Origin of the sequence: Lysobacter antibioticus (assembly GCF_000731095.1) — a bacterium.
In the GTDB taxonomy this organism is placed as follows: domain Bacteria; phylum Pseudomonadota; class Gammaproteobacteria; order Xanthomonadales; family Xanthomonadaceae; genus Lysobacter; species Lysobacter antibioticus_B.
Map to the genome: position 1 here is coordinate 45726 of NZ_JMTZ01000003.1, position 14509 is coordinate 60234.

Below are 14509 nucleotides of genomic sequence, written 5' to 3' on the forward strand. Positions count from 1 at the left end.
ACCGGTCATCGCGGATGGACGGTCGTCCTTGCCTTGCTCCCGTCCGCCTCCCCGGTTTCGATCGAAGCCCGTCGCCGGCCCGAACGCCCGTGGAGGCCTGGCATATCGGCCCGAAATCACCGGCGACCCCATCTGTGTATCGATACCTGCTTCGACCGACGGTGCCACACCTGCCAGCTGAAGCCTGCACCGCCCGTCGGCGCCCGCTCCCCCGTCGACGCCAGCCGAGTCCTAGCGTTCCTGCGGGTCGGCCCACGGCGCCTTCTCGAACTTGCGCACCAGGTAATCGATCAGCACCTGCACGCGGGCCGGGCGGATGCGGCCCGGCGGCGTGACCACGTGCAGGGCGATCGGCGGCGGCGCCCATTCCGGCATCACCACTTCGAGCTTGCCGTTGCGCAGTTCGCGCCAGACCAGGAACTCGGGTTGCAGCGCCAGACCCTGCCCGGCGAGCAAGGCCGGATTCAAGGCTTCGGCATTGTTGACCCGCAACGGCGTGGCCACGCTGATCGAGAAATCGCCGTGACGCTTGTGGCTGAAACGCCAGGCGTTGCCGAAACGCGAATAGGTGTAGAACAGCGCGTCGTGATCGGCCAGTTGCCGCGGATGCTTCGGCCGTCCGCGTCGTTCCAGATAGGCCGGCGACCCCACCAACAGGATGCGCACGCCGCACAAACGCCGCGCCAGCAGGCTCGAATCGGCCAGGGTCGAAATCCGCAGGGCCAGGTCGTAGCCGCCGCCGATGAGGTCGGTGACGCCGTCGTCGAACACGATCTCCAGGGCGATGTCGGGATAGCGCGCCATGAACTCAGGCAGCAGCGGCGACAGGTGAGCGATGCCGAACGACATCGGCGCGGCGATGCGCACCTGCCCGCGCGGGCTCGCGGCCTGGGCGGTGATCTCGGCCTCGACCGCTTCGCCCTCGGCGAGGATGCGGCTGGCGCGTTCGAGCGCGCCGCGGCCGCTCTCGGTCAGCGACATCTTGCGCGAGGTGCGATGGAACAACACCGTCTTCAGCCGCGTCTCCAGGCGAGTGATCGCCTTGGACACGGTCGCCTGCGACAGGCCGAACTCGGCGGCCGTACGTGCGAACGAGCCGGTTTCGGCAACCTTGGCGAAGATCGCCCAGGCTTCCAGGTCGGGCAGTTTCTGCATGGCGGGCGTCCATATCAATTTTGGAAAGAATGACTTTCTATTGGTTCCATTCTAAACCTGATCGCATCGGCCTATCGTTCTCCTCAAGCCACACGGCACTCATCCACGAGGACACGGACATGATCGAACTTCGCCCCTACGACAGCCTCGGCGGCGCCGACCACGGCTGGCTCGACGCCAAGCATCACTTCTCGTTCTCCGGCTACCGCGACCCCGAGCGCATGGGCTGGGGCGCGCTGCGGGTCTGGAACGACGACACCATCCAGGCCAACACCGGCTTCCCGCCGCATTCGCACGCCGACATGGAGATCATCACCTACGTCCGCGACGGTGCGATCACCCACCAGGACAACCTCGGAAACCGCGGCCGCACCGAAGCCGGCGACGTCCAGGTGATGAGCGCGGGCACCGGCATCCAGCACGCCGAATACAACCTCGAGTCCGACACCACCCGCATCTTCCAGATCTGGATCATTCCCGATCAGCGCGGCGGCGCGCCGACCTGGGGCAGCAAGCCGTTTCCGAAAGGCGACCGCGCCGGTCATTTCGTCACCCTGGCCAGCGGCATCGATGGCGACGAGGACACCTTGCCGATCCGCGCCGATGCGCGCGTGCTCGGCCTGACCCTCGCGGCCGGCGAATCGGCCGAGTACGTTTTCGCCGACGACCGCTATGGTTATCTGGTGCCGGCCAAGGGCAGTGTCGAGGTCAACGGCGTGCGCCTGCAGGCTCGCGACGGCGCGGCGATCCGCAACGAGGGCGCGATCCGCGTCGTCGCCATCGACGATGCCGAGTTGGTCCTCGTCGACACCGCGCCCTGATCTCGGTTTTCGCAGTTGACGCTACGCGTTCAAAACGACTCCCTGCGACACCGGTCAACGCCGGTGTCGCCCGCATCGACCACACTCCCTTCTTCCCCACCGCACAGGAGCGACACCATGGGCACTTTCACCACCAAAGACGGCGTGCAGATCTATTACAAGGACTGGGGCCCGCGCGACGGCGAGCCGGTGGTCTTCAGCCACGGCTGGCCGCTCAGCGCCGACAGTTGGGAAGCGCAGATGCTGTTCCTGGCCGAGCACGGCTACCGCACCATCGCCCACGACCGCCGCGGCCACGGCCGCTCCAGCCAGCCCTGGGACGGCAACGACATGGACCACTACGCCGACGATCTGGCGCAATTGCTCGAGCATCTCGACCTCCAGGGCGCGACGCTGTTCGGCTTTTCCACCGGCGGCGGCGAAGTCGCGCGCTACATCGGCCGCCACGGCACCAAGCGGGTCAAGAAGGCCGGTTTGATCTCGGCGGTGCCACCGCTGATGCTCAAGACCGACGCCAACCCCGGCGGCCTGCCGAAGGACGTGTTCGACGGCCTGCGCGCCGGCTCCATCGCCGACCGCTCGCAGTTGTACCAGGACCTCGCCGGCGGCCCGTTCTTCGGCTTCAATCGTCCCGGCGCGAAAAAGTCGCAGGGCATGATCGATTCGTTCTGGGTCCAGGGCATGCAGGGCGGCCACAAGAACACCTTCGACAGCATCAAGGCGTTCTCGGAAACCGACTTCACCGAAGACCTGAAGAAGTTCGACGTGCCCACCCTGATCCTGCACGGCGACGACGACCAGGTCGTGCCGATCGACGCGGCGGCGCGCGCCTCGGCCAAGCTGGTCAAGAACAGCAAGCTGGTGGTCTATCCCGGCGCTCCGCACGGTTTGACCGACACCCACAAGGAAAAACTCAACCAGGACCTGCTGGACTTCCTCAAGTCCTGATCGTCCGCGCCGCACCGGGTTCGGGTGCGGCACTGGCCACTCGATAAAAGAGGGCCTGGTCTCAACGAATCGGCCCGGCTGCTTAGCCGGGCCGATTCGGTCCTTCGAGCATAGAAGCGGGCACTTACACCGACGCGCGGCCGATGCCATTGGCATCGATATAGGCAAGGCTGTTGGCTTGCCACATGCCTACCGATATCGTCTGCACGTCCTGCGCTGCCGCCATCGATGCGACGCCATCGCCGTAGCTGCCCATGGCTGCGATGAGTGTCTGCAACTCCGAACTCGTCGTCGCCCCTCTCTCCGGCGGACCAACCGAAGGCACCGCAGCACCGGACGGCGCAACGCCGGCGGAGCGATACTCGGATAGGTCCGAGCGCGGCGGTACGCCCTGCAGCAAGATCGACGCTGGGCTCTCGGCCGACATCCAGGCATCGGTCGGCAGCGGCGGTTGATCGGGCAACATGGCCGAGACCGCTTGCACATCCCAGACTGTGCCGTCGGCGAAGCGGATTTCCTCGACCCGCCCATCCCAGTTCGAACTTGAGGGATCCTCGGCGAAGTATCCGACGATCTGCAGGACATCGTTCGTACCGGAAATGGCGATGTGCAGGTCGTTGAAAGAGCGCTGCAGACTCACATCGCCGGTCTCGATATCCGCGCCCAACTGGATGACATCGACGTCCTGCGAGCCGTTCTCCTGCGGTTCGGCCGTCTGCGGCAGTTCGATAACCCCTTCCGGAGTCGGGCCGGACGATCGGCCGAGTTCGTAGATCACGTCGCTTCCGCTCCCGCGACCGAAGCGGTAGATATCCCCGCCGGTACCGCCCGACAGCACATCGTTGCCGGCTTGCCCGTCCAGCACATCATTGCCACCGGCGCCCGACAGTTCGTCGTCGCCCTCGCCGCCCAGCAACAGATCGTCGCCCTCCGTACCCGACACGATCCGCGGCGCGCCAGGTACCAGGGCGACCACTTGCTCGGCACTAAGCGAACTGCCGTCGGCGAACTCGAAACGATCCACTTCGAAACCGGTGGCGACCGACCCGGCAAAGAAGTTGAAGACCTGCGCGATACGGTTGCCCTGGGTATCGGTGACGACCAGATGTTTGCCGTTGGCCGAAAACGCGATGTCCTCGCGCTGCCAGTCCGGCCCGAACTTGATCGTATCGGTTTCCGTCAGGTCGTCGTTGCGGGCGTCGAAAATCGTCCGCTCCGAGGCCAGGCCATTGACCAGGTAGACATCGTCGCCCGCGCCGCCGTTGAGTACGTCATCGCCGCCGCCCGCGCCGATACGGTCGGCGCCGTCTCCGCCGAGTATCGCTTCGGCGCCGGCGGTTCCGTTCAAGACATCGTTGCCGAGGAAGCCGATGTGGCGGGTACGGCTGCCAATGAGGTTTTGGCTCAGGAAGTCGTCGTCCTGTCCTAACAGCAGGGCCTCGTCGATCGTCCACGACGAGCCGTCGGCCAATTCGACGCGATAATTTCCGCCCCGCTCGAAGCGGATCGAATCGCTGCTGCCGGCAACGTGCAAGGTGCTCTGCCGGCCTATCTGCCCGCCCTCGCCGTCGCCTTCGCCGGGCTGCACCACCAGATACAGGCTGCCTGGATCGGTGAGGTGAGCGAAGCGCAGCGTCGATGTCGTGAAACTGTTGCCGGTGGCAAAAAGATCGTTGCCGAACTGAGCATCGAACTTGTAGACAGCGTTGCTCTGGTGCAGCACGTCGTCACCGCCTCCGCCTTCGACCAGGCTGCCGCCGGTGATGGTGTCGTTGCCGTCGCCGCCGATGGCGATATCGCCGGTTCCCGCCTGGAGCGTGTCGTCTCCCGCTCCCCCATCCAGGGTCGCGCCGGAACCGTCGCCCCCCAGATTGTCGTCGCCATTGCCGCCGAACAACTGGTCCGCGCTGCTACCGAACAGGGTGTCGTTGCCGTCGCCGCCGTAGAGCCGGTCGATCCCGTCCGTGTCAGCGGCGGAATACAGTACGTCGTCGCCAGCCCCGCCATGCAATTCGTCGGAGCCGCTCTGGCCGTCGAGCAAGTCGTTGCCGACGCCGCCGTGGATGACGTCATCGCCGCTGCCGCCAGCGATGCGGTCGTTGCCGGCGCCTCCGTCGAGGACTTCTGAGTCGTTGCCGCCGATCCTGTACACATTGACCGGGACTTCATATTCGCTGCCATCGGAGAACAGGATCTGACGGATGCTGAAGTTCGAGTTGTAGTAATCGTGCAGGGTCAGGGAGTCGTCGGCTCCAATATTCAGGACCAGGTCGTCGCCGACGCGCACGGCACTGACATCCGCTCTGGCGATGCCGGCCCCGAAGCGGACACTGTCCAACTGCTCGTAGTCTTCGGCGGCGCTGCTCCAGATATGGTCGCGCCCGAAGCCCTGTTCGAATACGTAGGTATCGGCACCGGCCGATCCCATCAGACTGTCGTTTCCGCGTCCGCCGTCGAGCCAGTCGTCGCCGCCATCGCCCTGCAGAGCATCGTTGCCGATGCCGCCTTGCAAACGGTCATGTCCCCTGCCGCCGCTAAGGCCGTCATCGCCTTCACCACCGTCGAGTTGGTCGTTGCCATCGCCGCCTTCGAGCCAATCGTTGCCGCTGCCCCCCAATAGACGATCAACGCCGTAATCGCCGATCAGGTGATCGTTGCCTTCTTCCCCAAGCAGGGTGTCGTCGCCGCCGCCGCCGTCGATCGTGTCGTTGCCAGATCCGCCCAGAATGACGTCGTTCCCGGGTTTGAACCAATTGCCACCGAACCGCCAGTAGTCGCCATCGCCGTTCAAGATGTCGTCGCCGGCATAGCCATAAAGAATGTCGTCGCCGGCGCCACCGTAGATCTGGTCCCGGCCGTCGCTGCCGCCGATCAGATCGTTGTTTTCCGTGCCCAGCACATCCGTGCCGGTCGTCGGGACGCTTTCGGGCACAGACACATGCTCCTGGATGTCCGCCGCATTCCACAGGGACCCATCGGAGAAGCGGAACTGGTGCCGTTCCGGCGCGGCGTAGTAGCCGCGCAACGTGACGCGGTCGCTGCTGCCGGAAACGGAAACCACCAGATCGTCGCCGACCCGCAGCAGCCTCAAGCCTTCCTTGGCAATGCCGTCGCCGAATTGCAGGATATCGACGACGCCGATTTCCGCACCAACGACGATTTCGTCGTCGCAGAATCCGACTTCGAAGTGGTAGACGTCGGCACCGAGTCCGCCATCCAGCTTGTCGTTGCCCGCATCGCCTCGCAACGAGTCGTTGCCATCGCCGCCCAGCAAAGAATCGTCGCCTGCGCCGCCCACCAACGCGTCGTTGCCGCCGTCGCCGCGAACGTAATCGTTCCCGCCGCCGGCCCAGATCGAATCGTCGCCGCTACCGCCATTGATGCGATCGTTGCCGCTGAAGGCGCCGGCATCGTCGTCGCCGTACAGGATGTCGTTGCCGGATCCGCCGAACAGCAAGTCGTCGCCGCCGAAACCGTAGATCACATCGGCGCCGTCGCCGCCGTCCAGGGTGTCGCGGCCGTGATGTTCCGGCGCTACCGAGAGGCCGTCTCCGTCGAGGTAGTCGTTGCCCGCGCCACCGGCGAGCGTGTCGTCGCCCTCGCCGCCCCAGGCCTGGTCGTCGTCGTCTCCGCCGTCGAGCCTGTCGTTGCCGCCGTTGCCGTACAGCTTGTCCTTGCCGGCACCGCCGATGACGGTGTCGTTTCCGTGCGCCGACAGCTCGACGTCTGCCACATTGGCGTCGCCCATCAGGACGTCGTCGCCGAGGCCGCCTTCGACGACGTCGTTGCCGCCCTGACCGAAAGCGATATCGTTGCCGGCACCGCCGCGAAGCAGGTCGTTGCCATGATAGGCCGTGCCGAGCGAAGCGTCGTCGCCGATCAGGGTATCCGCACCGTCGCCGCCATCGATGATGTCGTGCCCGCCCATGCCCCACAACTGGTCGTTTCCGACGCCGCCGTCCAAGGCATCGTTGCCGTGCAAGCCACCTGCCGTGACGGCATCGTCGCCTACGACGATGTCGTCGCCATCGCCGCCACGCACCGTGTCATGGCCGGCATTGCCCTCGATCCGGTCGTTGCCGCGGCCGCCGTCGATCAGATCGTCTCCGGCTACGCCCGGGTTGCGCGCATCCGATTCCGGTTCGCTGCCGATGCGGTCGCCGCGAATGACGTCGTCGTCGTCGCCGCCGTCGATCACGTCGTCGCCGCCCTGGCCATAGATCACGTCCGCGCCGGTGCCGCCCATGATCACGTCGTTGCCGGAAATATTGGCGTCGGTCGAAGCGGCCCAGGTGCTGCCGTCCAGTGCGGTGGCCGTGCCGAGCAGCACGTCGCCGAAGATGACGTCGTCGCCGGTACCGCCCTGGATGAAGTCGTCATCCTCGGCACCGATCAACAAATCGTTGCCGCTGCCGCCGTCGATGGTGTCGTCGCCCTCGCCCGAACGGACCACGTCCGAGCCGGCGCCGGCGTCGATGACATCGTCGCCGCTCTGGTTACCCGCGTTCGGGTCGAGATGGACGAACGGGCTCGTGGGTTCCCGACCGGGGTCGGCATTGACTTCATCGGCGGTCATGCCGCCTTTTTGGGCGTACATGTCGAGTCGGCGCAGGTAATCGCGCGCATCGACCGCCGCGGAATCGCTGGGACCGAAAAAGTACCAGCCATTGCCTGCCGCCAATTCGCTGCCGGGCCCGGTGGTGTCGACCCAGGCCCAGGGATGCGTCACGTTGGCCGGATCCGACCATTGCTGCCAGTACATCACGGTGGAACCGTCGAAGATGAAGTCGTTGCCGTCGCCGCCGCTCAAGGTGTCGCGGCCGGGCCCGCCCATCAGGAAATCTTCGCCGTCGCCACCCTCCAGACGATCGTCGCCGTAGCCGCCATCCAGGCCGTCGTTGCCGGCCATGCCATAGATACTGTCGCTACTGCTGTGGTCGAGCAAGGGATTGCCGTCGCGGCCGAAGAGGTCGTGGAAACCGGTGAGCGATTGTCCGGTCGGCAAGCTGATGCCGCCCGGATCGGGCAGATCGATACCGAGATCGCCATTGCTCCAGTTCTGCACCACAATGCGCGCATTGGTCTCGCGATGGACCAGGATCAGGTTCTGCGAGGCCCCCTCACCGACCAGCAGCAAACGGAACAGTTTATCGGTGGTCAGCCAACTGAAACCGTCCTGGGTGACTGAGGCGAACGGCGAATCGGCGCCGACGGCAAGGCCCTCGTAGCCGATACGGCCATTGCCATCGGCGTCGACGATAATGTCCTGGGTGCGTCCATCGAAGAAATCTTCGCGGGAGAAATCGTAGTAATCGTGTCCCGCCCCGCCCTTGAGCGTGTCGTTGCCGACCCCGCCGATCAAGGTGTCGGAACCGGAGCCGCCGAGCAACATGTCTGCGCCGTTCTGGCCGCGCAAGATGTCGTCGCCTTCGTCGCCGGCCAAGTAGTCACCGAGTGCGCCACCTTCGATCGTGTCGTTGCCGGTGCTGCCGACGATGGAGTCGCGCAGGTTCGAACCTAGAAGAACATCGTCGCCTTCGGTGCCTACCCGCACCTTGTAGTTCATGTTCGGGAACGTGACTCCGCCATTGTCGAACTCGGCGAAGACGCGCGATATCAATGCGCCGATATCCTGATCTTCCTTTTCGCCGAATAGCCCGGCGAAGAATTGTTCGGCCTCGTCCTGGACGCTCGCGCCGACGACCGTCGCCGTGGCTACCACGATGACCGAAGCGGCCAATGCGACGGGCGCGCTGATCACGCCTGCGGCAGTCGCACCGCCGATGACGAAGCTCCCCAGCGTCGATACCGCCTCGCCCGCGACGAAACCGGTGACGATACCGGCCAGTTTCGCGCCGTCATGATTTGCGACCGCCGCGATCATGTCGGTGACGGTCAATAGGTTGCTCGTCCACCCCAGTACCTTTCCGAACTTCGCGCCCTCGGCGAAGCGTCCGAGGCTGAAATTGAGGTTGACATTGAAATGATCGACGAATCGTTGCAGGCGTTGGATCGGAAGAAGGCTTTCGTCCTCCAACAACCCGACCAAGCGGATGTAGTTGAAACTTTGCTGCGCCGCCATGCGTTTACGCAGGGAATCCGCCCGAAGTTCGGGGCTGTTGGCCACTTCCATCGCCCGCTCTGCGGACAATTGTGCGCTCAGGATCAGGGCACGCACCATGGCGGCCTCTTTGTCCACGTCGTAGATGTCGCCGTTCTGCAGTTTTTCGGAAACGTCGGCGAGCCCCGCCAGAAACGAAATCATCGCCTCGCGCGTGTCCTGGGCGATGTTCGCCAAGTCTTCCCGCGTTGCGGAATCAATACCTTCGATGCCTTCCATGCCCCATCCTTGTTCGTTCGTTTGACCCCGACTCCGGGGAATTCGCCAGTAACCGCCCCTGCCCCACGCGGATCGCCAGGCATTCCAACTAATGCTGCCCCACGCCTGTATCCGCAGATGAGATGTTACCGATGGAGGCCTGCCTCCACCACGGGCGCGACGAAGCCGCGAGCAGGAAACGGTTCGCCTGTGCCGGCGGCGTTCGGTGAGCCAGGCTTAGACCGCCGGCGCCGCCAACGCCGTCGCGATCCGCACTTCGCCCGACAGGACTTTGTGGATCGGGCAGGCATTGGCGACCTGCAGCAGGCGTTCGCGCTGCTCGTCGCTGAGTTCGCCGCTCAACGCAATGCGGCGGCGGATATCGGTGCCCTCGGCCGGCTTGCCGTCGGGGTTGAAGCTCAGTTCCACTTCGACGGCGCTCAGCGTCCACTGCTTGCGCGCGGCATACATGCGCAAGGTGATCGCGGTGCAGGCGCCGAGGCTGGACAACAACAAACGCTCCGGCGACGGGCCACTGTCGGCGCCGCCCTGTTCGGCGGGTTCGTCGGCGAGCCAGCGGTGATCGAGGTCGTCGCTGAAACGGACCTGATACGGCGCGCCGTCGCTGGCGGCATGGACGGTGGCGATGGCGGGCATGCAGGGCTCCGGAACGATGGAAGATCGAGCGGTTATCGCACGCGCCCCGCGAAAGCAGAAGGGTTCGCGGTGGAACGCTGCATCTAGGCTCGAGGGCTTGGCAGGCGTGGCGTAAGGAAACCCGCTAGCGGAATCGAGCCTGCTACATCGAGTGCACGGTTCGGCGCGAACCGGCTGCTGGCGGGAACCGCCGGCATCGAGCTCGCCGGCGCAACTAGACGGGGCCGAAACGCCTCGGTTCTGGCCGTTCGCGCCGACCAATTGCGTACCCCTTCTTGGCGGCCGCGACGAGCGCGGCGAATCCATGCGCCCGACCGGCGCGACACTCGGCTAAGAGGACAACGGCATGACCCAGGACAACAGCACGGGCAATTCCTTGATCGAGAATTTCGGAACGCGCGACATCGTGCTCGAAGTGGTCGCCGACACCGCGACCCAGGACGGAGCGCCCGAGGTCCAGGTGACCTTGCTGGTGGCCGGGGTGCTGATCTCGGGCACGGTCGTCAGCTTCAAGCGCTACGCCCAGCATCACCCGATCACCGCGCGCATCCACGAAGCGGTCGAAGGCCTGGCCGCGAGAGCCTCCAACGAAGAAGGCACGGTCCGACCGGGGCCGCCGCTGTATCTGCATCTGAAGGATGCGATCTACTACACGCCCGGTGCGCCGCAGGCGTTTCCGTCGGACCGCGGCGTGTTCTGCCGTGTCGCCTTGAAAGACGTGTCGGCGTTCAACTTCGGCAATGTCGTCTGGCCCGAACCGAGCTGATCGGGCGGATCGACCGCGCCTTGCCCCGCGTCAAGCGATGAAGCGGCGATCGTGCCCCGGGCGTATCAGGGATTCAGCCACGGCGCCGACACCGTCCAGAAAATGATGTCTGCGCCGAGATAGTCCTGGGCAAAAGCGCTGAACTCCTCGCGGGTGAACGGCTTGCCGGTTTTATCGTTGTTGTAAGTCAGGGTCGGCTCCTGGACCGCCATCGCGACCAAGGACAGTTGCTCCCGATAACGATGAAAGAACGGATAGGCGTTCTTCATCTGTCCTTTCTTGTAGGGGACGATGTCCGGCCCACCGAGACCCACGCCGTGCTTGGCCGCGTACTCGAACAAGCGGCCCATGTAGTCGTGGTCGTTGTTCCACTCACAGGGCCAGAAGTTGACGTACTGAACCACATGCGATTGCTTGAACGCATGCCGCGCCGCGGCGAGGTTCTCCATCTCCGCAGCGAAATATTTGTCGCAGGTGAAGCTGGTCTTGTCGCGTTTGTAGTCGATGTCGATCGCGGTTTCGGGCAGATTGATGCCCTGGATACGGCCGTCGTAGCGGGCGGCCAGGGCTTGCAGGAGCTTCTGGAAGCGGGCCCTGACCTCCGGGTTCCATTGCTGCGTCGCCCAACCCGAAGCCGGCGGCTTGTTCTCGCCGGGGTTGTCGATCTGGGCCACGAGGCCGCCACCGAAAGCGGGATCGGTCAACAGATAGGCCGGGATGTTTCTGGCGCCCGGCTCGAAGAAGCGATCCTGGATCTGGATGAACAGTTTCTTGTGCAGGCGCTCGACCTGTTTCAGGTCGGCGTCGATGCGGCTGAAGTCGTATTCGCCCTGCCCTCGTTCCAGCTGTTTCCAGTTATAGACGATCTGTACGCCCTCGATATCCGCACGCGCGAGGTAATGCTGGTGTTCGGCGAAATCGCCGGCGCTGGTATAGATGTAATCAGCCGGCGCCTGCGCCGCATGAGCGAGCGAGCCTGTGGCGATCAAGGCGAACGCCAGGGCACCGGACCGGAACGGGTGTTGGGACATGCGCTGCGACCGGTTACGAACCATGCCACGATGGTACTAGGCGACCGGCCGGGCGAATGAATCGATGTTCACACGCGATGCGCCAGAGGTTTGTAGCGCCCGCGCCGCAGCACGCCGCTCAGAACGCCGGCGCGCTATGCCATTGCCACGCGCTGTCGATGATGTCTTCCAGGCGGGTATAACGCGGGGCCCAACCCAGTAGCGATCTCGCCGCATCGCTGGCCGCGACCAGCACCGGCGGGTCGCCGGCTCTGCGGGGCGCCAGCGAGTAAGGGATGCGGCGGCCGGCGATGGCCTCGGCCGCGCGTATCACCTGCAGCACGCTGAAGCCCTGGCCGTTGCCGAGATTGAAACGATGCGCGCCCGGCGTGCTGTCGAGCCAACGCAAGGCGCGGATGTGCGCGTCGGCGAGGTCGATCACGTGGATGTAGTCGCGCACGCAGGTACCGTCGACGGTGTCGTAGTCGTCGCCGAACACCTGCAGCGCCTGCGCTTCGCCGAGGGCCGCGCGCAACACGTTCGGGATCAGATGGGTTTCCGGATAATGCGATTCGCCGATGCCGGCATGGGCCGCGGCGCCGGCGGCGTTGAAGTAACGCAGCGACACCGAACGCAAGCCGTAGGCCTGCGCGGCGTCGGCGAGCATGCGCTCGACCATGAGCTTGCTGGCGCCGTAAGGATTGATCGGGTCGGTCCGATGCGCCTCGTCGATCGATACCGAGTCCGGCTCGCCATAGACCGCGGCTGTCGAGGAAAACACCAGGCGACCGACGCCATGACGCTGCATGGCCTGCAACAGATTGAGGCTGCCTACCACGTTGTGCCGGTAGTAGTCGTACGGCGCGGCGACCGATTCGCCGACCAGCGAGCGCGCGGCGAAATGCATCACCGCATCGACCGGACGCTCGAACGCGGCATCCAGCGTTTCGGGTTTGAGCAAGTCGGCGGCGATCCAGCGGCCCCAACGCAAGGCCTCGCGATGACCGGTGCTGAGGTTATCGAGCACGCTGACTTCGAAACCTTGATGAGCGAGCGCGTAAGCCGCGTGCGCACCGATATAACCGGCGCCGCCGCAGACCAGGACGTGACAGGAATCGTGTGAGGGAGCAGTGAACGGAACCGGTGCGACGCCTGGGGGATGAGTCACGAAAGCCTCTGGAAACTGAAGGTTTTTCCTGGCCTGCCCTTGTGGCTCCGAGCATGCCGTGGGAGTATGCGTCGGACTAAAACTGTGATGCAAATCACTTAATTATCTTCATATTTATGAATGAACTGGTCGGATAAGGAATCGAATCGGCCGGCTTCCAAGCTCGCGCGATTCCAGCGCGCGGCTCGTGTAGTTGCAGCCTGCAAGGACGCGTCGTGCTGATTCGCCAGACCCTGCTGTACCTGCCCGCACAACTGCTCGGCCCGCTCGCGCAGTTGGCGGCGATCGTGTTGTGGACGCATTGGCTCGATCCGAACGAGTTCGGCCTGTTCACCCTGGCCCTGGCGATGCAGGAAGCGGTGTATCTGCTGTTCCTGGCTTTCTGGTCGTATTTCCTGCTGCGTTTCCTGCCCGGCGCCGATGCGCTTCTGCGCGAACGCATGGACGTGATCGAGAGTTGGGTGTTCTTCGCCAACGGCGTGCTGCAGGCGGCGGTCCTGCTGATCCTGTTGCGTTATGTCTCGCACGATTGGCCGTCGCCGGCCCTGTGGACGACGTTGTTCGTGTTCACCTTGACTCGCTCCTACTGCACGCACCTGGCCGAGCGCGCCAAGGTCGCCGACGCCATCGGCGTCTACACCGCTTTGCAGAGCGTCGGCCCGGTCGCCGGCCTGGCGATCGGCTGGATCTGGGCCAGCCTGGCGGCGAAAGGCCCGGCTCAGATCGGCCCGCTCGAAGTGCTGGCCTCTTACGCGATCGCGCAAAGCCTGTCCTTGCTGTACGCGGTGTCGCGCCTGCGCATGCGCCTGCAACTGCGCAAGCCGGACCGGACCACCTGGCGCCGCATCTGCCTCTACGGTCTGCCGCTGGCGATCAGCGGCGTGCTCGCGTGGGTGCCCGGCAACGGCATTCGCTTCGTCGTCGAGCACGGCATGGGCCTCGCAGCGGTCGGCCTGTTCTCGGTCGGCTGGACATTGGGACAACGCGCCTGCGCGTTCGCGGCGATGCTGGTCACCGCCGCCGCGTTCCCGATCGCCTTGCGCCTGGAAGCCCAGGGCGAGAAGCATCGGGCGCTGGAACAGGTCGCCCTTAACGGCGCCCTGCTCTGCTCGGTGCTGGTGCCGACCGCAGCCGGCCTGATCCTGCTCGTCGAGCCGCTGTCGCGTGCCGCGGTCTCGGCGCCGTACATCGCGACGACCTTGAGCATCCTGCCGCTCGCGACCCTGGCCGGGCTGATCAAGAACCTGCGCAGCCACTTCGCCAACCAGCCCTTCCTGCTCGCGCAGAAGACAGCTTGGACGCTGGCGATCGACGTACTCGAAACCGCCCTGTTCCTCGCCGCCGCCGCCATCGGCCTGCGCACGATGGGCCTGGTCGGCGCCGCCGCCGGCGCGCTCGCCGCGGTGAGCGTCGGCGCGCTGGTCTCGTTCGTCATCGCCGTGCGCAAACTCGGCATGCCGATGCCCATCGCTCACCTGGCCCGCATCGCGCTGGCGAGCGCAGTCATGGCCGCAAGCCTGTCGGCCTTGCCGCCGCTCGCCGGCTGGACCGAACTCATCGCCACCGTCGCACTCGGTGCGACGGTGTATGCCGCAGCGCTCGCGCTGACCTATCGCGGTCAGCTCGGCCAGTTGCGCAGCGCGCTTCGTCCCAACTCCCCTTAGC

At 65.2% G+C, this 14509-nt stretch carries 9 protein-coding genes; 4 read left to right on the forward strand and 5 right to left on the reverse strand.

Annotated elements, in window-relative coordinates:
* Positions 1-231: 231 nt before the first annotated feature.
* Positions 232-1155 (reverse strand): LysR family transcriptional regulator, encoded by a 924-nt coding sequence (locus tag EX88_RS0100890; protein WP_031370145.1) that lies wholly within the window; start codon positions 1153-1155, stop codon positions 232-234.
* A gap of 119 nt (positions 1156-1274) precedes the next feature.
* Here EX88_RS0100890 and EX88_RS0100895 point away from each other — a divergent pair, with 119 nt between their 5' ends.
* Entirely contained in the window at positions 1275-1976 is a 702-nt protein-coding gene (locus tag EX88_RS0100895) for a pirin family protein (protein ID WP_031370146.1), read from the forward strand.
* A 117-nt stretch (positions 1977-2093) separates the two neighbouring features.
* Positions 2094-2924 (forward strand): alpha/beta fold hydrolase, encoded by an 831-nt coding sequence (locus EX88_RS0100900; protein ID WP_031370147.1) that lies wholly within the window; start codon positions 2094-2096, stop codon positions 2922-2924.
* A 124-nt stretch (positions 2925-3048) separates the two neighbouring features.
* Here EX88_RS0100900 and EX88_RS0100905 read toward each other — a convergent pair whose 3' ends face one another.
* Positions 3049-9264 carry a calcium-binding protein gene (locus EX88_RS0100905; RefSeq protein WP_081930514.1) on the reverse strand — a complete coding sequence of 2072 codons (6216 nt, stop codon included), beginning with the start codon at positions 9262-9264 and terminating at the stop codon, positions 3049-3051.
* A 216-nt stretch (positions 9265-9480) separates the two neighbouring features.
* A complete protein-coding gene (locus EX88_RS0100910; RefSeq protein WP_031370149.1) occupies positions 9481-9900 on the reverse strand; it encodes an OsmC family protein in 420 nt (139 codons plus the stop codon).
* A 346-nt stretch (positions 9901-10246) separates the two neighbouring features.
* On the opposite strand from EX88_RS0100910, the gene EX88_RS0100915 reads away from it, so the two are divergent.
* Entirely contained in the window at positions 10247-10666 is a 420-nt protein-coding gene (locus tag EX88_RS0100915) for a hypothetical protein (RefSeq protein ID WP_031370150.1), read from the forward strand.
* Positions 10667-10731: 65 nt separating this feature from the next.
* Here EX88_RS0100915 and EX88_RS0100920 read toward each other — a convergent pair whose 3' ends face one another.
* A complete protein-coding gene (locus tag EX88_RS0100920; RefSeq protein WP_031370151.1) occupies positions 10732-11697 on the reverse strand; it encodes a hypothetical protein in 966 nt (321 codons plus the stop codon).
* 118 nt (positions 11698-11815) lie between these two features.
* Positions 11816-12844: a UDP-glucose 4-epimerase GalE gene (galE, locus tag EX88_RS0100925; protein ID WP_051884280.1), complete on the reverse strand. Its 1029-nt coding sequence runs from the start codon at positions 12842-12844 to the stop codon at positions 11816-11818.
* A 215-nt stretch (positions 12845-13059) separates the two neighbouring features.
* On the opposite strand from galE, the gene EX88_RS0100930 reads away from it, so the two are divergent.
* On the forward strand, positions 13060-14508 hold the full coding sequence (locus EX88_RS0100930; RefSeq protein WP_031370153.1) for a lipopolysaccharide biosynthesis protein: 1449 nt from the start codon (positions 13060-13062) through the stop codon (positions 14506-14508).
* Position 14509: the final 1 nt, after the last annotated feature.